Origin of the sequence: Staphylococcus rostri, assembly GCF_002902145.1 — a bacterium.
In the GTDB taxonomy this organism is placed as follows: domain Bacteria; phylum Bacillota; class Bacilli; order Staphylococcales; family Staphylococcaceae; genus Staphylococcus; species Staphylococcus rostri.
This window is the reverse complement of the sequence record NZ_PPRF01000067.1, coordinates 1-21778: the sequence shown is the minus strand read 5'-3', so window position 1 is coordinate 21778 and position 21778 is coordinate 1. Positions and strand designations below refer to the sequence as shown.

21 protein-coding genes, 1 tRNA gene and 1 other RNA gene are annotated in these 21778 nt (G+C 38.6%); 20 read left to right on the top strand and 3 right to left on the bottom strand.

Annotated elements, in window-relative coordinates; genetic code table 11:
- Positions 1-78: 78 nt before the first annotated feature.
- Positions 79-150: transfer RNA gene (locus tag CD122_RS09255), tRNA-Arg, on the bottom strand.
- Positions 151-275: 125 nt separating this feature from the next.
- Here CD122_RS09255 and clpP point away from each other — a divergent pair.
- The 3 genes from clpP (at position 276) to CD122_RS09240 (ending at position 2338) form a co-directional block, all read left to right on the top strand.
- Positions 276-860, top strand: a complete 585-nt coding sequence (gene clpP / locus CD122_RS09250) for an ATP-dependent Clp endopeptidase proteolytic subunit ClpP (RefSeq protein WP_103358696.1) — start codon at positions 276-278, stop codon at positions 858-860.
- 132 nt (positions 861-992) lie between these two features.
- Positions 993-1814: a VOC family protein gene (locus CD122_RS09245; RefSeq protein WP_103358695.1), complete on the top strand. Its 822-nt coding sequence runs from the start codon at positions 993-995 to the stop codon at positions 1812-1814.
- A gap of 35 nt (positions 1815-1849) precedes the next feature.
- The gene (locus CD122_RS09240) at positions 1850-2338 is read left to right on the top strand and encodes a GNAT family N-acetyltransferase (protein ID WP_103358694.1); all 489 of its coding nucleotides are present in this window, start codon (positions 1850-1852) and stop codon (positions 2336-2338) included.
- Between the two features lie 155 nt (positions 2339-2493).
- On the opposite strand, the gene CD122_RS09235 is transcribed toward CD122_RS09240, so the two are convergent.
- Positions 2494-3411 (bottom strand): TIGR01777 family oxidoreductase, encoded by a 918-nt coding sequence (locus CD122_RS09235; RefSeq protein ID WP_103358693.1) that lies wholly within the window; start codon positions 3409-3411, stop codon positions 2494-2496.
- Between the two features lie 435 nt (positions 3412-3846).
- Between CD122_RS09235 and CD122_RS09230 the strand changes: the two genes are divergently transcribed.
- The gene (locus tag CD122_RS09230; protein ID WP_103358692.1) at positions 3847-4488 is read left to right on the top strand and encodes a DUF4887 domain-containing protein; all 642 of its coding nucleotides are present in this window, start codon (positions 3847-3849) and stop codon (positions 4486-4488) included.
- 60 nt (positions 4489-4548) lie between these two features.
- Here CD122_RS09230 and CD122_RS09225 read toward each other — a convergent pair whose 3' ends face one another.
- The gene (locus CD122_RS09225) at positions 4549-4767 is read right to left on the bottom strand and encodes a hypothetical protein (RefSeq protein WP_103358691.1); all 219 of its coding nucleotides are present in this window, start codon (positions 4765-4767) and stop codon (positions 4549-4551) included.
- Positions 4768-5112: 345 nt separating this feature from the next.
- Between CD122_RS09225 and CD122_RS09220 the strand changes: the two genes are divergently transcribed.
- The 16 genes from CD122_RS09220 (at position 5113) to CD122_RS09145 (ending at position 21718) form a co-directional block, all read left to right on the top strand.
- Positions 5113-6141 carry a sugar-binding transcriptional regulator gene (locus CD122_RS09220; protein WP_103358690.1) on the top strand — a complete coding sequence of 343 codons (1029 nt, stop codon included), beginning with the start codon at positions 5113-5115 and terminating at the stop codon, positions 6139-6141.
- Between the two features lie 27 nt (positions 6142-6168).
- Entirely contained in the window at positions 6169-7176 is a 1008-nt protein-coding gene (gene gap, locus CD122_RS09215) for a type I glyceraldehyde-3-phosphate dehydrogenase (RefSeq protein ID WP_103358689.1), read from the top strand.
- Between the two features lie 197 nt (positions 7177-7373).
- Complete coding sequence (locus CD122_RS09210) at positions 7374-8564, top strand: phosphoglycerate kinase (protein WP_103358688.1); 1191 nt, start codon at positions 7374-7376, stop codon at positions 8562-8564.
- Positions 8565-8838: 274 nt separating this feature from the next.
- Positions 8839-9600, top strand: a complete 762-nt coding sequence (gene tpiA, locus CD122_RS09205; RefSeq protein WP_103358687.1) for a triose-phosphate isomerase — start codon at positions 8839-8841, stop codon at positions 9598-9600.
- A gap of 1 nt (position 9601) precedes the next feature.
- Positions 9602-11119, top strand: a complete 1518-nt coding sequence (gene gpmI, locus CD122_RS09200; RefSeq protein ID WP_103358686.1) for a 2,3-bisphosphoglycerate-independent phosphoglycerate mutase — start codon at positions 9602-9604, stop codon at positions 11117-11119.
- Between the two features lie 152 nt (positions 11120-11271).
- Positions 11272-12576, top strand: a complete 1305-nt coding sequence (gene eno / locus CD122_RS09195; RefSeq protein ID WP_103358685.1) for a surface-displayed alpha-enolase — start codon at positions 11272-11274, stop codon at positions 12574-12576.
- Between the two features lie 244 nt (positions 12577-12820).
- A complete protein-coding gene (locus CD122_RS09190) occupies positions 12821-14167 on the top strand; it encodes an aspartate aminotransferase family protein (protein ID WP_103358684.1) in 1347 nt (448 codons plus the stop codon).
- Between the two features lie 5 nt (positions 14168-14172).
- Positions 14173-15264 carry a YkvI family membrane protein gene (locus CD122_RS09185; RefSeq protein WP_103358683.1) on the top strand — a complete coding sequence of 364 codons (1092 nt, stop codon included), beginning with the start codon at positions 14173-14175 and terminating at the stop codon, positions 15262-15264.
- A 125-nt stretch (positions 15265-15389) separates the two neighbouring features.
- Positions 15390-15857, top strand: a complete 468-nt coding sequence (locus CD122_RS09180) for a hypothetical protein (RefSeq protein ID WP_103358682.1) — start codon at positions 15390-15392, stop codon at positions 15855-15857.
- Between the two features lie 68 nt (positions 15858-15925).
- Positions 15926-16159: a preprotein translocase subunit SecG gene (gene secG / locus CD122_RS09175; protein ID WP_044360909.1), complete on the top strand. Its 234-nt coding sequence runs from the start codon at positions 15926-15928 to the stop codon at positions 16157-16159.
- A 100-nt stretch (positions 16160-16259) separates the two neighbouring features.
- Positions 16260-17000, top strand: coding sequence for an alpha/beta hydrolase (locus tag CD122_RS09170; protein ID WP_103358681.1), 741 nt, complete (start codon positions 16260-16262; stop codon positions 16998-17000).
- A gap of 43 nt (positions 17001-17043) precedes the next feature.
- Positions 17044-19389 (top strand): ribonuclease R, encoded by a 2346-nt coding sequence (rnr, locus tag CD122_RS09165; RefSeq protein WP_103358680.1) that lies wholly within the window; start codon positions 17044-17046, stop codon positions 19387-19389.
- A 16-nt stretch (positions 19390-19405) separates the two neighbouring features.
- Positions 19406-19870, top strand: a complete 465-nt coding sequence (gene smpB, locus CD122_RS09160; RefSeq protein WP_103358679.1) for an SsrA-binding protein SmpB — start codon at positions 19406-19408, stop codon at positions 19868-19870.
- Between the two features lie 72 nt (positions 19871-19942).
- Positions 19943-20303: a transfer-messenger RNA gene (gene ssrA, locus CD122_RS09155) on the top strand.
- Positions 20304-20548: 245 nt separating this feature from the next.
- Positions 20549-20734 carry a hypothetical protein gene (locus CD122_RS09150; RefSeq protein ID WP_103358678.1) on the top strand — a complete coding sequence of 62 codons (186 nt, stop codon included), beginning with the start codon at positions 20549-20551 and terminating at the stop codon, positions 20732-20734.
- A gap of 699 nt (positions 20735-21433) precedes the next feature.
- Positions 21434-21718, top strand: a complete 285-nt coding sequence (locus CD122_RS09145) for a hypothetical protein (protein ID WP_142381201.1) — start codon at positions 21434-21436, stop codon at positions 21716-21718.
- The last annotated feature ends 60 nt before the right edge of the window (positions 21719-21778 follow it).

Genomic DNA, 21778 nt, shown 5'->3' with positions numbered 1-21778 from the left:
AATTATGAGTGGAATAAAGAAGAACCCCGTGGTTGTGGGGTTCTTGTATTTAAAATATGCTTAATTTTGTGTTAAGAACCCCCTCGGAAGGAATCGAACCTTCATTCTAAGAACCGGAATCTTATGTGTTATCCATTACACTACGAGGAGTTAATAGTGGTTTCAAGCCTTATTTAGTATAACATGAAAAAATATCAATGTTTAACTTTTGACCATTTTTGACTTTTGAGTTAAACTATAAACAGATAAAACAAGAACAATAGGAGGCAGGAACTATGAATTTAATTCCTACAGTTATAGAGACAACAAACCGTGGAGAGCGTGCTTACGATATTTATTCACGTCTATTGAAAGACCGTATTATTATGTTAGGTTCTGCAATTGATGATAACGTTGCAAACTCAATTGTATCACAACTTTTATTCTTGCAAGCACAAGATGCTGAGAAAGATATCTACCTTTACATTAACTCACCAGGTGGTAGTGTAACAGCTGGTTTTGCGATTTATGACACAATCCAACATATTAAACCAGACGTACAAACAATTTGTATCGGTATGGCAGCATCAATGGGATCATTCTTACTTGCGGCGGGTGCAAAAGGTAAACGTTATGCGTTACCAAATGCGGAAGTGATGATTCACCAACCATTAGGCGGCGCGCAAGGTCAAGCAACTGAAATTGAAATTGCTGCAAACCATATCTTAAAAACACGTGAAAAATTAAATAAAATTTTATCAGAACGTACAGGTCAATCAATCGAGAAAATTCAAAAAGATACAGACCGTGATAATTTCTTAACAGCTGAAGAAGCGAAAGAATACGGTTTAATCGATGAAGTAATGGTACCTGAACACTAATTTAGATAATGAGGCATATCGCATTTTATGTGGTATGTCTTTTTTTATTTGCTGAAAAGCGAAACAAAATAAAAGACAATTATCGAAATCTCTAGTATATTAATTATACTTAAAATAAGAGAGGTAATGAATATGAATTTTCATCAAAATACAATTGCCCATGTGACAAGTATCACACTTAATGTTAAAGATATGGCAACACAAGTAGATTTTTATACACATATGTTAGGTTTAGAAGTTGCACAAATGACTGCAGATGAAACAATACTTAATATTGGACAAGGCGGTCATCAGCTAATACTCAAACAATTAGTAGATGGGCGTAAAGCATCGGTAACAGAAGCTGGATTATTTCACATTGCGTTACTGTTACCTGATGAAGTGGCAGTGGGGCGATTATTACGTCATTTATTAGAGCAACAAGTCGTGGTATCCGGTGGTGATCATTTAGTAAGCCAAGCCATTTATTTTGCAGACCCTGAAGGCAATGGTATTGAAGTTTATGCGGATAGAGATTCTGAAACGTGGTCTTGGGAAGGGAATCAAGTCGTGATGGATACATTAGCTTTAGATGGAGATCGATTATTACAAATCTCGAACGGCACACGCTGGGAAGGGATGCCGAATGATGCGAAAATAGGTCATTTACATCTAAAAACAAGTGATGTAACGGCGTCAATGTTATTCTTTAAGCAGTTTGGCTTTGTGCCAGTAGCAAAATTGCCAGGTGGAGTATTTATGTCTGATGCGTCATATCATCATCATATTGCGGTCAATACGTGGCAGTCGCGTCAAGTGCGCCATGATGCTGCGACAACATATGGACTTGCAAGTTTTAATATTATGAGTGCCGAGCGCGGTGTAGAAACGCTGACAACACCGGATGGCATAGAGATGACAGTCAATCAGGGGCACGCAAATCGAAGTAGTTTAGAACATGATTTAACGGTATAATAATGCTAAGTATGAATAATGAGAGGGTGGCTCAAATGATTAGAGAAGCTACAACACAAGACTTGCCAGAAATTTTGACGATATATAATCATGCGATTGTGCATACAACGGCTGTCTACACATATGATGAGACAACATTAGATGAACGCCAACATTGGTTTACTGAAAAAGTTTTAGCTGGCATTCCTGTTTATGTCTATGTGCATGAGTCCAAAGTGGTAGGTTTTGCGACATATGGTCCTTTTCGTAATTGGCCTGCGTATCAATATACGGTTGAGCACTCGGTATATGTTCATCCAGATTATCAGCGGAAGGGTATTGCATCTCGTTTGCTTAAACAAATTGAGACCACATTAACAGACCGTGGCTATCAGACGGTCATTGCGGGTATCGACGCGTCAAACAAAGGAAGTCGAGCGTTACATGAGCGTCACGGTTTTAGCCATGTAGGTACTTTAAATAAGGTAGGATTTAAATTCGACCAATGGCTAGACTTAGCATTTTATCAGAAACAATTACAGTGAGGGAGTGGGACAGGAATCTCATTTTTCTAAAAAGATTCTGTTGTCCCACCCCGGCAAGGCTGACTAGGCATGAAAAAAGCTTGAAAAAGCGCATTTTCATGCCAGTCAGCTACTGCCATATACATAAAATCTCAAGCTTAATTTGAATGTTTGTATTAATGTCCCAGCTCCTCACTTTTTAAAATATGTGTGAGTGCTTTATCAAGCTGTGAATATTGGAATGTAAAGCCTTGTTGCATTAGGCGTTCCGGTAATACATATTGCGTGTCGAGTATTAACGTTGCCATTTGACCGAGCACCATACGTAGTACCCAACTAGGGACACGTGTGTAATGCGGTCGCTGTATCGTGCGTTGTATGGCTTGTCCGAATTGATGTTGTGTGACTGGATTAGGTGCGGTTAAGTTGTATGCGCCTTGTGCAGCCGGTTGTTCAATTAAATAAAGGATTGCGCTGACGAGATCGTCTATATGAATCCATGAATACGGTTGTTGTCCGTTACTGAGCTTGCCGCCAACGAAAAGACGATAAGGCAGTGTCATCATCGGTAATGCGCCGCCATCTTTTGAGAGAATAAGTCCAAATCGACCATACAAGACACGTGTACCTAAAGCATTAAAGTTTGACGCTTGGCGCTCCCACTGATAGACAATTTCTGACAATAAATCATGTGGTGTGCGTTGCGTTTCTTCAGTATAGGTAGCTGATTGAGATGGTGGATAGTATCCGATGGCACTTGCGTTAAATAAAACGGCAGGTGCTTTCTCACGTTGACGAAATAAGTCATACAATGCACGTGTTACTTGAATGCGACTAGTCATCATCGATTGTTTGTGTGAAGACGTCCAGTAATGGTTTAGTGTTGCACCAGCTAAATTAATCACAACATCGATATCGGGTACATCTTGTTGCCAATTATTCTGTGACCAGTCAATATAAGTGATTTGTCGCTGATGTGATTGTTGAGATGAACGTGTCAAAATATAGATTGTATTCTTTGATGATTGCATCAGGCGTTTGATTAAGTGATGTCCTACAAGCCCAGTACCACCACTAATTAAATATGTTGTCATCATACATCATCCTTTCATATGTCTGAATGTTCAACTTTTAGACATTAAAAAGCCATATAATATTCAAGGTAAATTTGTTTATTTTTTCACAAAGTGCGTTATAATGAAAGTACCTTCGAAAGAATTAATACATCTCTTAATTAAACAGTATACCCCATAATATACAAAACGAAGGTTATTTTGACTCCCTTTAGTAGAGACTGGAATGATGCAGCATTCCAGTCTTATTCTATTTTTACACAATGCTTCTTCATTAACCCACATTTTTTGTATTGACCGTCAAATAATTAAAGATAATTAAAGTTGAAAGGTTGATTTTCTTGCGATAGGGTATGATAATCATATAAAGTGTTTTTTTAAATATAATATGATGACGCATAGAATATAGAGTGCAATGGAAGGTTAGTAAGATAGTAGAAAGAAGGAGTAATAGATATGGCAACACCACAAAGAAGTAACCAAGGACCTAGATATAGAGACGATGGTAGAGGTTCTGGTAAGAAAAAATTTGCAGGCTGTTTAAGTGTGCTTATCGTTTTATTTTTAATAGGTAGTCTCGTATTTGCAGTCTTTGCATTTGTTGATCAATCGAACAAAGGTAATCAACGTTTGCAAGATGAGAAAATGGAGCAACAAAAAGAAAAACGTGAGAAAGCATTGAAAAAGAAAAGAGAAGAAGCAAAACGCGCAGAGGCAGAGCGTAAAGCAGCAGAAGAGCAAGCATTATTAGAACAGCAACAGAGAGACGCTGCGGCTGCAAGAGAAGCACAAAGAATAAATGCGCAACAACGTCAAACACAAACAACTAAGCCGAAAAAGACAGAAACTGACGATGATAAAGCGGAAAAAGAAGCGGCTGAGAAAAAAGAACAGCAAAAAGCAGAGAATGAAGCGAAACAAAGTCAATCTTCTCAGCAAACACAATCTTCTAATAATCAACAAGCAGCACCACAACAAAATCAACAGACGCAATCAAGTCAACAGAGTCAACCAAGTCAACAAACACAACAGGCGGCACCACAACAATCAGCGCAAACACAATCAAGACAAGCGACGAACAATAACACAGCACAATAAGATAAGAAGAAACAGAGCGGTATCACACGAGACAATGTGCGGTACTGCTCTGTTTTTGAGTTAAAACAATAAATTGAGTAATACGGTTAGAAGAATAGATAAAATAATTGAAAATAAACAGCCGGGTAAACAACTAACTGGCGTACAGCCATATGTTCGTGTATAAACTTGGTACGTATTGTGTTGTTGGTTGCCATGTGATTGCCCAAATGTTTCAGGATGTTTATAACGTGGATCAATAGGATCGATTACTTCAGGCTGTTGGTCACTATTTGTCATAACATCACCTCGTAGTTAATTTAATAGGGAATGTGGCGCTTATTTTACTCAAAGATTTCGTTGCCCAGTCCCGTTTCGGTATTTTTAGTTATTTCTATTATACCCGGTATATACAGCTTTATGCTTGCTATGAAGCGGGATGTATTTATTCAAAATGTAGTTGGACGTAAAATGTCCTACAAATTTCACGAGTGGGATTACTTTTGACTTGCTTTTCTAAATTAGACGTAGTATGATGTATTTGTAAACAGGAAACACAATATTTTTTTAGAGTCGACGGGACTTAAAATGTCACTCGCTTGGCTCGAAGTTGACCCCCTGTTCACTATTAAGGAGGCGTAACTCTTGAAACGTATGATTCAAGTGCAACAAAAATTAGTGCCTGACTTGATAGATAAAATGTATCGACGGTTTTCAATTTTGACAGCTATACAGAAATATCAGCCAATTGGTCGACGTACACTTAGTGAAATTTTAAATTTGACAGAAAGGGTATTGAGATCAGAGACGGACTTGTTGAAACATCAAGATTTAATTTTGGTAAAACCCACAGGTATGACACTTACTTCAGAGGGTATAGACGTGATGAAACAGTTACAAGATTATTTCAGTCATTATTCTGATGATCATCATCTTGCCAAGTTCATCCGTGACCATTACAATATCAAAGAAGTCCACGTCATTCCTGGTAACAGTGGTACAGATTTAAATGTCAAAGTTGAGTTGGGTCGTATTACAGGACAGTTACTCGAAAGACAATTGTATGAAGATGCGATTGTATCGGTTACTGGGGGTTCTACAATGGCAGCAGTTAGCAACGCCATGACAGAGCTACCGTTCAGTGTATTGTTTGTACCAGCGCGAGGCGGTCTCGGTGAGAATGTTGTTTTTCAAGCCAATACGATTTGTTCCACGATGGCACAGCGTACGGGTGGTAATTACACAACACTCTATGTCCCAGACCAAGTAAGCGAGCAAACGTATCAAAACTTAATGCATGAACCTTCTGTGGTTAACACATTAAATAGAATTAGACAATCGCAATTTATTGTACACGGCATTGGTGATGCGCTGAAAATGGCGAATCGTAGACAATCATCATCGGAAGTTGTCGCAAAACTTCAACATCATAATGCCGTTGGTGAAGCCTTTGGTTATTACTTTAATCAACAAGGCGAAATTATTCACAAGGTTAAAACGATTGGACTTCAACTTGAAGAAGTACAATCAAAGGAACACATTTTTGCGGTAGCAGGTGGAAATTCTAAAGGAAATGCCATTAAAGCATATTTAGAAATTGCACCGAAAAACACCATACTTGTCACTGACGAGTATGCGGCAAAAATTATCACGCAAGATCTTTTAAAAAATTAATTATATTATTTTAAGGAGGCCACTCACATGGCAGTAAAAGTAGCAATTAACGGATTTGGTAGAATTGGACGTTTAGCATTTAGAAGAATTCAAGATGTAGAAAATATTGAAGTTGTAGCAGTTAACGATTTAACAGACGATGACATGCTTGCACACTTATTAAAATATGACACAATGCAAGGACGTTTTACTGAAGAAGTAGAAGTAATTGACGGTGGGTTCCGTGTAAACGGTAAAGAAGTAAAATCATTCTCAGAACCAGAACCTTCAAAATTACCATGGGCTGACTTAGGTGTAGATGTAGTGCTTGAATGTACAGGTTTCTTCACATCTAAAGAAAAAGCTGAAGCACACATTGAAGCAGGTGCTAAAAAAGTATTAATCTCTGCTCCTGGTCAAGGCGACCTTAAAACAATCGTATACAATGTTAACCACGAATTATTAGATGGTTCTGAAACAGTAGTTTCTGGTGCATCATGTACTACAAACTCACTTGCACCAGTAGCTAAAACTTTACAAGATTCATTCGGTATCGTTGAAGGTCTTATGACTACAATTCACGCATACACTGGTGACCAAAATACACAAGACTCACCACACCGTAAAGGTGACAAACGTCGTGCGCGTGCAGCTGCAGAAAACATCATTCCTAACTCAACAGGTGCTGCTAAAGCAATCGGCCTTGTAATCCCAGAAATCGCTGGTAAATTAGACGGTGGCGCACAACGTGTACCAGTAGCAACAGGTTCATTAACTGAATTAACAGTAGTTCTTGAAAAAGAAGTAACAGTTGAAGAAGTTAACCAAGCAATGAAAGACGCAACTAACGAATCATTCGGTTACACTGAAGACGAAATCGTATCTTCTGACGTAGTAGGTATGACATTCGGTGCATTATTCGATGCAACACAAACACGTGTTATGACTGTTGGTAACCGTCAATTAGTTAAAGTAGCTTCTTGGTACGATAACGAAATGTCATACACTGCACAATTAGTACGTACTTTAGAATATTTAGCTGACCACGCAAAATAAGCGTGTGATATCACAAGTTAAGCAAGTACCCAGTGCGTGCTTCTAACAGATATGTGGCTTGATACTAGGCGGGGGAGCACAAACGCTTCTCCGCCTATTTTAAAAGGAAAGTATAGAAGGTAAGTAATAAAATTCTTAATAAAAAGCAAGATATGGTTTAAACTGAAATAAACGATTGTTTTGAGGAGGATTTTAAAATGGCAAAAAAAGATGTAACTGATGTAGCGTTAAAAGGGAAGGTTGTACTTGTACGTGCAGACTTCAACGTGCCAATGAAAGACGGCGAAATCACAAATGATAACCGTATTGTTCAAGCATTGCCAACATTGCAATACATTCTTGAGCAAGGTGGTAAAGTCGTTGTATTCTCACACTTAGGTAAAGTGAAAGAAGAAAGCGATAAAGCTAAATTATCATTAGCACCTGTTGCAAAACGCTTATCTGAAAAGTTAGATAAAGAAGTTACTTTTATTCCTGAAACACGTGGCGAAAAGTTAGAATCTGCAATTCAAGCATTAAATAAAGGAGAAATTTTAATGTTTGAAAACACACGTTTTGAAGACGTAGACGGTAAGAAAGAATCTAAAAACGATCCTGAGCTTGGTAAATACTGGGCATCTTTAGGTGATGTTTTCGTTAACGATGCATTCGGTACAGCACACCGTGAACACGCATCAAACGTTGGTATTTCAACGCATCTTGAAACAGTTGCAGGTTTCTTAATGGAAAAAGAAATTAAATTTATCGGTGGCGTTGTTGAAAACCCTGATAAACCTGTTGTTGCCATTCTTGGTGGTGCAAAAGTATCTGATAAAATCGGTGTTATTGAAAACTTGCTTAACATCGCCGATAAAGTTTTAATCGGTGGCGGTATGGCTTACACATTCTTAAAAGCACAAGGCAAAGAAATCGGTCTTTCTTTATTAGAAGCTGATAGAATTGAATTTGCGAAAGACTTACTTGAACGTGCAGGCGATCAAATCGTTTTACCAGTTGACGGTAAAGTTGCGAAAGAATTCTCTAACGATGCTGAAATTACAGAAGTATCTGTAGACGAAATTCCAGAAGACCAAGAGTCATTGGACATCGGACCTAAAACAGTTGAATTGTTCAAACAACAACTTGAAGGCGCGCATACAGTTGTATGGAATGGACCAATGGGTGTATTTGAATTCAGTAACTTTGCACAAGGTACAATCGGTGTATGTGAAGCAATCGCTGAATTAAAAGATGCAACAACAATTATCGGTGGTGGCGACTCAGCTGCTGCAGCAATGCAATTAGGCTTTGAAGAGGACTTTACACACATTTCAACTGGTGGCGGTGCATCACTTGAATATTTAGAAGGTAAAGAATTACCAGGTATCAAAGCAATCGCAAATAAATAAAAGATTGAACTAAGGTAATGCGGTTGGGAACATCATTTATCGGATTCCCAGCCCTTACCGAGTTTTACAACGGGGCTGTGACACGAAAAATTTAAACACTGGGAAACAGTTAAACGGTGTCCCAAAAGCAGGATTTTCGACAGAACTGCCACGATTTCGGCAAAATTAAAAAACAATTTTGCTCATCGTTTGGTTCTGCTCAAATCCTAAACGCTTTTGTCCCAACCTCGCCTTTGTAAAGCTATAAGATATTAACAAACTAGGAGTGTTTTAAGTGAGAAAACCAATTATTGCAGGTAACTGGAAGATGAACAAGACAGTGCAAGAAGCGAAAGACTTTGTCAACGCGCTACCAGCATTGCCAGATACAAACGAAGTAGAAGCAGTCATCTGTGCGCCAACAATTCAATTAGACGCGTTAGTTACTTTGACAAAAGAAGGGGTTGCGCCTGGTTTGAAAATCGGTGCACAAAATACGTATTTTGAAGAGAGCGGTGCATTTACTGGTGAAACATCACCTGTCGCATTAGCTGACTTAGGTGTGAGCTATGTTGTAATCGGTCACTCAGAACGTCGTGACTTATTCCACGAAACGGATGAAGATATTAATAAAAAAGCACATGCGTTATTCAAACACGGCATGACACCAATCATCTGTGTTGGTGAAACTGACGAAGAGCGTGAACAAGGTAAAGCGAACGCAATCGTTGAAGGTCAAGTTGAAAAAGCATTAGCAGGATTATCTGAAGACCAAGTAAAAGAACTTGTGATTGCATATGAACCAATTTGGGCAATCGGTACAGGTAAATCTTCAACTGCGAAAGACGCTAACGAAATGTGTGCGGCAGTACGTGCAACAGTTGCTAAGTTAACAAATGATGACGTAGCACAAGCAGTACGTATTCAATACGGTGGTAGTGTTAAACCAAATAACATCAAAGAATACATGGCAGAAACAGACATCGACGGTGCATTAGTCGGCGGTGCTTCATTGAAAGTTGAAGACTATGTTCAATTGTTAGAAGGTGCAAAATAATATGGCAAAACAACCAACAGCCCTTATCATTTTAGACGGTTTTGCAAATCGTGAAGAAGAACACGGAAATGCGGTTAAATTAGCGCACAAACCGAACTTTGATCGCTATGCTGCAAAATATCCAACAACGCAAATCGAAGCAAGTGGTTTAGACGTTGGTCTTCCTGAGGGTCAAATGGGTAACTCAGAGGTTGGTCATATGAACATTGGTGCCGGTCGTATCGTGTACCAAAGTTTAACACGTATTAACAAATCTATTGCTGATGGTGACTTCTATGACAATGGCGTGTTAAATGACGCGATTGACCATGCGAAAAACCATGATGCAGCATTGCACATTTTTGGTTTATTATCAGACGGTGGTGTACACAGTCACTACAAACATCTTTTTGCGATTTTAGAATTAGCGAAACGCAAAGGTCTTGATAAAGTATACGTACATGCCTTTTTAGACGGTCGTGACGTAGACCAAAAATCAGCATTAAAATATATCGATGAAACAGAAGCGAAGTTTAAAGAAATTGGCGTCGGTCAATTCGCATCTGTGTCAGGTCGTTACTATTCAATGGACCGTGACAAGCGTTGGGAACGTGAATTGAAAGCATACGATGCGATTCGTGGCTTCAGCGAAACAACTTACCCATCAGCACGTGAAGGCGTTGAAGCAAACTACGCTGCAGGCTTAACAGATGAGTTCGTTGAGCCATTCGTTGTAGCTGGTCAAAACAATGGTGTTTCAGACGGTGACGCAGTTATTTTCTACAACTTCCGTCCTGACAGAGCCGCACAACTTTCAGAAGTATTTACGAACAAAGCATTTGACGGCTTCCCAGTTGAACAAGTGAACGATCTATACTATGCAACGTTCACAAAATACAACGATAATGTTGACGCGCATATTGTATTTGAAAAGGTAGACCTTAAAAATACAATCGGTGAAGTTGCACAAGACCATGGTTTAACACAACTTCGTATCGCGGAAACTGAAAAATACCCACACGTTACTTACTTTATGAGTGGTGGTCAAAACGAAGAATTCAAAGGTGAACGTCGTCGTTTAATCGCATCACCAAAAGTTGCAACATATGACCTTAAACCTGAAATGAGTGCGTATGAAGTCCGTGACGCATTGTTGGAAGAGTTGGATAAAGGCGATTTAGACTTAATTATCCTTAACTTTGCTAACCCTGACATGGTCGGTCACAGTGGTATGTTAGAACCAACAATCAAAGCAATCGAAGCTGTAGACGAATGTTTAGGTGCAGTTGTCGACAAAATCATCGACATGGGTGGTACAGCGATTATTACAGCGGACCATGGTAACTCTGATGAAGTGTTAACAGACGATGATCAACCGATGACAACTCATACAACAAACCCTGTTCCTGTTATCGTGACGAAAGAAGGCGTAACACTACGTCCAACAGGTCGTCTTGGTGACTTAGCACCGACATTAATCGATTTACTCGGTGTAACACAACCAGCAGATATGACAGGTGAAACATTGATTCAACACTAAATAATTTTGAGAAACGATGCACAATCGTTATAATAACAATAAGAAGACAAAATGAAAGATGAAGAGGTTGGGACACCGTTTATAGGCTTCCCAGTATACAAAATTATTTTGTCTCATCCTCATCATCTTAACAAAAAGGAGATTTAATCATTATGCCAATTATTACAGATGTATATGCTCGCGAAGTATTAGACTCACGTGGTAACCCAACAGTAGAAGTAGAAGTATTAACAGAAAGCGGTGCGTTCGGTCGTGCCCTCGTACCATCAGGTGCATCAACAGGTGAACACGAAGCAGTTGAATTACGCGACGGTGACAAATCACGCTACCTTGGTAAAGGTGTAGAAAAAGCGGTTGAAAACGTAAATGAAATCATTGCACCTGAATTAATGGAAGGTTCATTTGCTGTATTAGACCAAAATTCAATTGACAAAATGATGATCCAATTAGACGGTACACCTAACAAAGGTAAATTAGGTGCTAACGCAATTTTAGGTGTGTCAATTGCAGTCGCTCGTGCAGCAGCTGACTTCTTAGGACAACCATTATACAAATATTTAGGTGGATTCAATGCAACAGTATTACCAACACCTATGATGAACATCGTTAACGGTGGATCTCACTCAGACGCACCAATCGCGTTCCAAGAGTTCATGATCTTACCAGTAGGCGCACCAACATTCAAAGAAGCATTACGTATCGGTGCAGAAGTGTTCCACGCATTAGCTAAAATCTTAAAATCACGTGGTCTTGTTACTGCAGTTGGTGACGAAGGTGGTTTCGCACCTACATTTGAAGGTACAGAAGATGCTGTAGAAACAATTCTTGAAGCAATCAAAACAGCTGGTTACAAACCAGGCGAAGATGTATTCTTAGGATTTGACTGTGCATCATCAGAATTCTATGAAGACGGTGTTTATGACTACACGAAATTCGAAGGTGACAAAGGCGCTAAACGTACAGCTGCTGAACAAGTTGACTACTTAGAAGAATTAGTTAACAAATACCCAATCATTTCTATCGAAGACGGTATGGATGAAAACGACTGGGACGGTTGGAAATTATTAACAGAACGTATCGGTGACCGTGTTCAATTAGTTGGGGATGACTTATTCGTAACAAACACTGAAATCTTAGAAAAAGGTATCGACAACAACATCGGTAACTCAATCTTAATCAAAGTTAACCAAATCGGTACATTAACTGAAACATTTGAAGCAATCGAAATGGCTCAAAAAGCTGGTTACACAGCTGTTGTATCACACCGTTCAGGTGAAACAGAAGATACAACAATTGCTGACATCGCAGTTGCTACAAATGCTGGTCAAATCAAAACTGGTTCATTATCACGTACAGACCGTATTGCAAAATACAACCAATTATTACGTATTGAAGATGAATTATACGAAACAGCTAAATATGAAGGTATTAAATCTTTCTACAACTTAGATAAATAAGATTGTAACCTTGAATAGAAAATCGGGCTTATGCGTTTTAGGACGTGTAAGCTCTTTTTTATGTCTTATTTAGGGTTTCTCATTGTACAAATTATTATGGATTAAAATTTGTCCTACTCTTAAACATTATTACGAAATATCCATCATAAATTATCTGAAAAATCTAAAAAGTTATTTACAACAATGGCGTTAATTGGTAATATTCAATATTATCAAATGTTTTGAGATGTAAGGGGGAATTTATATGACAGGGGGAGACAGAGTACAAGCAGTCATCGAGAAAGATAAAAAGTATTTTGCAAAAGCAGGGCGCATTCCATATTATCCATTAGTTATTCAAGAAGCGCACGGGTCAACCTTGGTAGATATTAATGGCAAAACGTATATTGATTTGTTATCAAGTGCAAGTTCGCAAAATGTTGGGCATACGCCACAAAAGGTTGTTGAAGCGATTCAACAGCAAGCAGCGAGGATGGTGCATTACACACCAGCCTATATGCATCATGAACCATTGACTAAGTTGGCAGAAAAGCTTTGCCAGTTATCACCAGGGGATTTTGAGAAACGGGTACTATTCGGCTTAACCGGTTCAGATGCGTGTGACGGCATGATTAAGTTTGCGCGTGGCTATACCGGACGCCCATATGTAATTAGTTTTACAAATGCGTATCATGGTTCGACATATGGCTCAATTTCGGCATCGACAATTTCTCTAAATATGCGACGTAAAATTGGTCCATTATTACCAGGATTTTTCCATATTCCATATCCTGATGCATATCGTGGTATGTATGGTGACACACAACCGAATACTGTAGAAGGTTATTTGGCGCCGTTGAAAGAAATGTTTGAGACCTATGTACCACCTGAAGAAGTGGCATGTGTGATGATTGAAACGTTTCAAGGTGACGGTGGATTGTTAGAGCCTATCCATGGCTATTTCGAAGCACTCGCTGAATTATGTAAGACTTACGGAATTTTATTGGCAGTCGATGATATTCAGCAAGGATTTGGACGTACAGGGAAGTTTAGCTCAATTGAACACTTTAATATTGAAGCGGATTTAATTGCTTATGGTAAGTCTATTGCGGGTGGTATGCCGATGTCAGCAATTGTTGGACGTAAAGAAATTATGGAAGCATTAGATGCACCTGCACATCTATTCACAACAGGTGCAAATCCCGTTTGTTGTGAAGCGGCACTCGCAACAATTGATATTTTAGAAGAAGAAAATTTAATTTCAGAAACGGCCAGAAAAGGGCAATTTGTTAAAACGCGTATGCAACAATGGGTAACCAAGTACCAATGTGTCGGAGAGGTGCGTGGTAAAGGGTTGTCCATTGGCATTGATATTGTGTCTGATCGAGTGACTAAAACGAAAGATGCAGCGGCAGCATTAAAAATTTGCAACTACTGTTTTGAGCATGGTGTTGTGATTATCGCGATTGCTGGCAGTGTATTACGATTCCAACCACCACTTGTAATCACAGACGAAGAATTGAATCAAGCATTGTCGGTGTTAGAAGCGGCGATTGAGGCATTAGAAAATGGTGCACTCGATGATTATCAAGTGGAAGGACAAGGGTGGTAATACGTATGTCGAATACAGTGAATTGGAAAAAAGTATTAAAGTTAAGTGGGGCTTATATTGCATATCTTATTGGCTCCGGATTTGCGACAGGTCAAGAAGTTATGCAATTCTTTGCATCATATGGACCGATTGGCATAGTCGGTGCACTCATATCAATGGTACTGTTTTGTGTATTAGGTTCGATAATTATGCTGAAGGGGTATGAATTGAAGTTAAAACAACCGGGCGATATTTTCAAAGTATATTGCGGCAATATTGTTGGGCGTATTATTGAATATTTTGCATTACTGTTTTTATTTAGCATTGTGGTCATTATGATTGCGGGTACAGGTGCAGTGGTGTCCGAGCACTTTAAGTTACCGTCTGCAGTGGGCTTTTTAGGCATGGGCTTATTGGCGATGATTACGGTAATCCTTGGTTTGAACAAGCTCATCGATATTATTGGATTGATTGGACCCGTCATTGTTGTCTTAACGATAGGCATTTGTGGATACGTATTCTTAACACATCTTGGCAGTATCCCATCACTCGAAACATTGCCAGAAGCAGCGCAAAAATTACAACCAGTTTCTCATTTTTGGCAATCAGCCATATTATTCTTCTGTTACAACATGTTGGCCGGCACGGTATTCTTCACACAATTAGGTAGCGAAGTAAGTAACAAAAAAGAAGCCGTTGCTACAGCAATTTGTGGTGCATCTGGTCTTATGATTACAGTTGTTATGATGGTTGTTGCAATGCTTGTTCATTATCACGAAGTCATCAAGTTGGAAGTACCGTTACTTTATATCGGTAATACCATTCATCCAGTTGTTGCATTATTCTTTGCGATTTGTATTATTTTAGGCATCTATTCAACAACAGCACCAATGTATTGGCTTGTGAAAAATGAAGCCATGCGTTTTATTAATAAGCGCTTTGATATTGTGGTAACCGTGGCATTAGGTATTATTTTTATGATTGGTGGAACATTGCCATTTGGTTCACTCGTTGCAACGATATATCCATTCGTAGGCTATGTGGGGGCATTAATCGCAATCATTATCGTTGTTCATACCGTTTATCATCATTTTAAAAAAGGTAAAGTGGTACAGTAATGAGTATTTGATAAGGGCACTACAATGAAAACTTTGTTAAAACAGAGCTTTCTGTAGTGCTCTCTGTTTTATTTACACTGTTTATTTGGTATAGTGATGATAAATCATTATGGAGGAAAATCGTTATGTCTCAACAAATGGACACAGAGCTGCGTGCTAAAAACACAGGTAAGTTGTTAGCATATATCTCATTTTTATTCGCTGTTTGCCTTGTTGTGCATCAAGTGGTCATTGTCGATGGTCATGTGATTAGCTACATGCTCGAACAATCAGGTAACAAAGTGAGTCAAAATTCAATCAACGCCATTAGTAACAGCTTGCGTTATACAGGGATTTTATACATTCTTGCATACTCAGCAGGTGTGGTAGCCATCAAGTTCCAACACCCATATTTATGGTGGTTTATGATTGCAGTCTTTATCTCACAAATTTTTAACGCATTGTTAAATCCACCGCTTTTATACAGTGCGATTTTTCATGTGAAAGGTTTCTTCGCATTAGTCCCTTATGGTATTGCGGTTATCGGTTCAATCATTGTTGCTGCGTTTACGATCACAACAAGTGTTAAGCGTAAAACAACGTTCAATCGATAGTCAGCATTGTCGTAATGGAAATAATGTGATAAAATAGCTTTCGTATATGATGAATGGAGGACAATCTGATGCATACTTTTATTGTTGTATTACTGATTATTGACTGTATTGCACTCATCACGGTTGTTTTATTACAAGAAGGTAAGAGTAACGGCTTATCTGGTGCCATTAGTGGTGGGGCTGAGCAATTATTTGGTAAACAAAAACAACGTGGTATAGATTTATTTTTGCATAGATTGACAATTGTACTATCAATTATTTTCTTTGTATTAATGTTAGGTATCAGTTACTTTAATATGTAGAGTCCGACAGTTGTGTAGTCGGACTTTTTTATTTGTGCAGTGATTTGTAAATCGCTAGAATAAAGTTATATTATTTTTTGAGAAAGGACGAGGTTTTAATATGAAAATTCAACTTCCAAAGCCATTCTTATTTGAAGGAGGAAAGCGTGCTGTACTATTACTTCACGGTTTTACAGGGAATAGTTCAGATGTACGCCAACTTGGACGCTATCTTCAAAAAAAGGGATACACATCTCATGCACCACATTATGAAGGGCATGCAGCACCACCAGAAGAGATTTTACAATCGAGTCCACATGTCTGGTTTAAAGATGCGTTAGATGGCTACGACTATTTAGTAGATCAAGGCTATGATGAAATTGCGGTTGCCGGTCTATCTTTAGGTGGCGTTTTTGCTTTAAAATTGAGCTTAAATCGTGACGTAAAGGGTATTGTTACGATGTGTGCACCGGCTTATATTAAAACTGAAGGTTCTATGTTCGAAGGCTTTTTGGACTATGCGCGTAACTTCAAACGTTATGAAGGCAAGGACGATGAGATGATTGAACGTGAAATGAAAGTATTCCATCCAACTGAGACATTGAAAGAATTACAACAAACGATTCAAGGCGTACGCGACAGCTTAGACGAAGTGATGGATCCATTATTGGTCATTCAAGCAGAGAACGATGAAATGATTAACACAGACTCAGCGAATGTTATTTATGACAATGCCATTTCTGAGATAAAAAATATCTCATGGTATCACAACTCAGGCCATGTTATTACAATCGATAAAGAAAAAGAACAAGTATTTGAAGAAGTCTATCAATTTTTAGAATCACTGGATTGGTCTGAATAAGACACGGTGAAAGATAAGAATTCAATAGGAAAGGAGGCAAAACATGGATTTAAAACAAGAGATTTTAAACCTGATTCAACAAGAAGATTATGATGCAATGTCTGTGTCTGACTTTCAAGATGCACTTGGTTTAAGCAGCGCAGAATCATTTCGTGACTTGATTAAAGTGTTGAATGAATTGGAACAAACTGGTGTTGTCACACGTACGAAGCAAGACCGCTATCAGAAGAAAGGTCCAAAGCCTGGATTGGTACGAGGGACGTTGAGTCAGAACAAAAAGGGCTTTGCGTTTTTACGCCCAGAAGAAGAAGGGATGGAGGATATTTTCATTCCGCCAAGTAAAATTAATTATGCCATGGACGGGGATACGGTCATTGTAGAAGTACAAAAGTCTCGTGGTGATCATCGTAAAGGCAAGTTTGAAGGCGAAGTGAAGGCGATTGAACGTCATGCGGTGCAACAAGTTGTTGGGACGTTTTCAGAAGCACGCCATTTCGGTTTTGTTATTCCTGATGACAAGCGTATAATGCAAGACATCTTTATCCCAAAAGGTCAAGACTTGGGTGCTGTAGAAGGTCATAAAGTACTTGTACAAATTACACAGTATTCTGATGGCACAAACAATCCAGAAGGTCACGTGTCCGCAATTTTAGGACATAAAAATGACCCAGGCGTGGATATTTTATCTATTATTTATCAACACGGTATTGAAATAGAGTTTCCAGATGATGTGCTAAAAGAGGCGCAAGCGATTCCAGATGAGATTACACCTGAAGAAATCAAAGGACGCCGTGATTTACGTGATGACTTAACAATTACAATCGATGGTGCCGATGCGAAAGACTTGGACGATGCCATTGCACTTAAGCAACTAGATAACGGTCATATCGAATTGACGGTAAGCATTGCGGATGTGAGCTATTATATCAAGGAAGGTAGTGCGCTTGACCGTGAAGCCTATGACCGTGCAACAAGTGTGTACCTCGTTGACCGTGTTATTCCGATGATTCCGCATCGACTTAGTAACGGCATTTGTTCATTGAATCCTAACGTTGATCGTCTAACGATGAGCTGTCGTATGGAGATTAATGCACGTGGAGAAGTTGTGAAACACGAAATCTTTGATAGTGTGATTCACTCGGATGCGCGTATGACGTACGATGCAGTAAACGAAATCATTACAGAGCGTAATCCAGCAATACGTCAACATTATGCGAATGTGACGCCGATGTTGGATTTAGCACAAGAGCTGTCTAACCGTTTAATCGCGATGCGTCAACGTCGTGGCGAAATCGACTTTGACATTCCAGAGGCACAAGTGCGTGTAAACAATGAAGGTCTTCCGGAAGAGGTTGTGATTCGTGAGCGTGGTGAAGGAGAACGTTTGATTGAGTCATTTATGCTTGCGGCGAATGAAACGATTGCGGAACACTTTAACAAGAAAGATGTGCCGTTTTTATATCGTATTCATGAACAGCCGAAGTCAGAACGTCTCCGTCAATTTTTTGACTTTATTACGAACTTTGGCATTATGGTTAATGGAACGGGCGAAGAAATTCATCCAAGTACGTTACAAAATATTGCAGAATCAGCGTCCGGTCGACCAGAAGATCGCGTCATTTCAACAATGATGTTACGTTCTATGCAACAGGCACGCTATGAAGCGGACAATCTTGGACATTTTGGTTTGGCGGCAGACTATTATACACACTTTACGTCACCGATTCGTCGTTATCCGGACTTAATCGTTCATCGCTTAATTCGTAAATATTTAATCGAGCAGTCAATGGATTCAAAAGCAATGCATCAATGGGAAGAACGATTACCAGAAATTGCAACGCACACATCTAATCGCGAGCGTCGTGCAATTGAAGCCGAACGTGATACAGACGAGCTTAAAAAAGCTGAGTACATGATTCAGCACATTGGCGATGAATTTGAAGGTGTCATTAGTTCGGTTGCCAACTTCGGTATGTTTATCGAGTTGCCAAACACGATTGAAGGCCTTGTCAGCATTCAGAACATGACGGATGACTATTACAACTTCGATGAACATCATATGGCACTCATTGGTGAACATAAGGCGCATGTTTATCGTATTGGTGATACAATTAAGGTGAAAGTCGTACACGTTGATGTAGATGAACGTCAAATTGACTTCCAAGTTGTCGGCATGCCAATCGATCTTAAAGGTAGTCGTGATAAGAAACAACAAGGTAAGACGATTCAAATTAAGACCAAAGGCAAGCAATTCAAAGGCAAAAATGATGGCAAGAAAAAGCGCAAGCAACGTAAAGGTAAGCATGAGCGCAAACAAGGCAAGTCAAAAAACAAGCCTTTTTATAAGGATAAAAGCATCAAGAAAAAAGCACGACGAAAGAAAAAATAAGTTGAGGTGAGTACCCGTGGCGAAGAAGTCAGGCAAAGGAACCTTAGCAGAAAATCGTAAAGCAAGGCATGATTATCAGATAGAGGATACGATTGAAGCAGGCATTGTGTTACAAGGAACAGAAATCAAATCCATTCGACGTGGCAGTGCAAACTTGAAAGATAGCTATGCACAAGTGAAAAATGGCGAGATTTTCTTACAAAATATGCATATCGCGCCATACGAAGAAGGCAATCGCTTTAACCATGACCCACTACGTTCACGCAAACTATTACTGCATAAGCGTGAAATTGTGAAACTAGGAGAGCGCACACGTGAGATTGGTTATTCCATCGTGCCACTCAAACTCTATTTAAAACATGGTAACTGTAAAGTTTTATTAGGTATTGCACGCGGTAAGAAAAAATACGACAAGCGTCAATCTCTAAAAGAAAAAGCAGTGAAACGCGACATGGCACGTGCAATGTCACACAAATACTAAGCATTGCACCACGTCACTAAATTTGTTATGATATAATGTGCTTTAGAACAACAAAGCACATTATATACGCATGGGGGCGTTTATGGATTCGACAGGGGTCCCCCGAGCTTATGAAGCGTGTCGGAGGGTTGGCTTCGTCATCAACACACTCAGTTTATAATAACTGGCAAAACTAACAATAACTTAGCAGTAGCTGCCTAAGCGCACTCTGCATCACCTAACCGCATCGCCTATGTGCGGTTAACGTGATTCAACTTAAGTAGGATACACACGTCACTGCCGTTTGAAGTCTGACGTGGAGAGCTCAAGCAAACTAGCATCATGTTGGTTGTCTGTCACCTTGCATGATGCGAAACTTATCGATAGACTACACACGTAGAAACATTTGTATCAGGACCTTTGGACGCGGGTTCAACTCCCGCCGCCTCCACTACCTAGCTTATGACCTTATTGGTTGTAGGCTTTTTTATTTGGTTGAAATGGGGGAGTGTCATAAATTTATAAAGGATAGAAAAATTTGGGTCGATTACTTTGCTAGTAAACTAATATTGAATATATTAATTTGAAATATTTTAGATGATTGCATGGGTTCGGAAAAGTTGTACAATATATCAATAAAGCAATTATATATTATTTGAAACTTGCTAAAGCGAATCTGATATAAAAGGAGGTATTCATATGGATTTGACAAAAGACCAAGCACGTTTTTTAGAAATTATGCAGAGTTTAGGTTATCAATTCAATGAAAATAAAAAGTCTGAAGGCATTGAAGTGCATTATTCAGATGGAACAAGGGTTGTTACGATAGAAGATATTCTTAATTCATCATCTGATGTTCAATCTGACCCACCCATAGATATGTAAAATTTTGATACTAAAAGAAATAGATATATCCCAAACTCTCCATTAATCGCTCACTTTTATATGATTTTTTTACAATTTGAATTGCATAACGCCTTGTTTAGATGCACACTTTTATACACTTCTCACTTGTTTTAACCTAGGACAATTGTATATAAAAAGTAACATAGTAAAAAATAGAGACCATCATGTCAATAAAGACGACGGAATTTAATGTAAAATCAAAAAATAATCACTCATTATAAAAATGTTTGTTTGTTAAAAACTTTTCATTAATTAATCTTTAAGAATCCAAAGAGTACTGGAAAAGAAAAATAAAGTTTGTTAGAATTTTTTACTTCGGTGTCTTGTGTTTCGTATATACGTCGTCAATGGGCATTTTAACAGATGCTTAATTTCTATATGGTTTACTTGGTTTATTTTATGAACTACGTGGCAATAGCGTGGGTATGATTGTTTTTGTCGGATTTTCAAACATAACATCATTATATATGTGTGCTTATTCAAGAAACGACAGATTCATAGATGTATTATGAACGTGTAAAGGGGAGAGTTATGGATTATAAACAACGAATTTTGAGCGATAATGTGAACATACAGTCGAGTTTCGAACATATTGTTATATATTATATTTTGTCTGGAGAGGTTAAAGTTAGTAAAAATCATACAGCGAGAACGTTTCAGAGCGATGAGTTTTTCTTAGTGAAGACTTTTTCTCCACCTATTATTATTAATAACAATGGGGAAGTTTTAGAATTAACAATTAATAAACGCAGCTTTAACAGATTTTCACTATTGAATTCCAATCAAGCGTATTCTAAAGCGTTAGATGTGGATGATATTGATGCAGCAATCAAACGTGAGATTATCAACATCATTCGTGCTGAGAACGATACAACAAAGTTTCATTCTGATTTACATATGATTCGCTTGATTAACTATATACATTTAGGTGGTGGATTTTATAATCAACTTAGCCACCTTTAGACAAAAAAACGCCACGTGAATTTCATGTTATTATTGAGGTTACCACACCAAATCAATAAA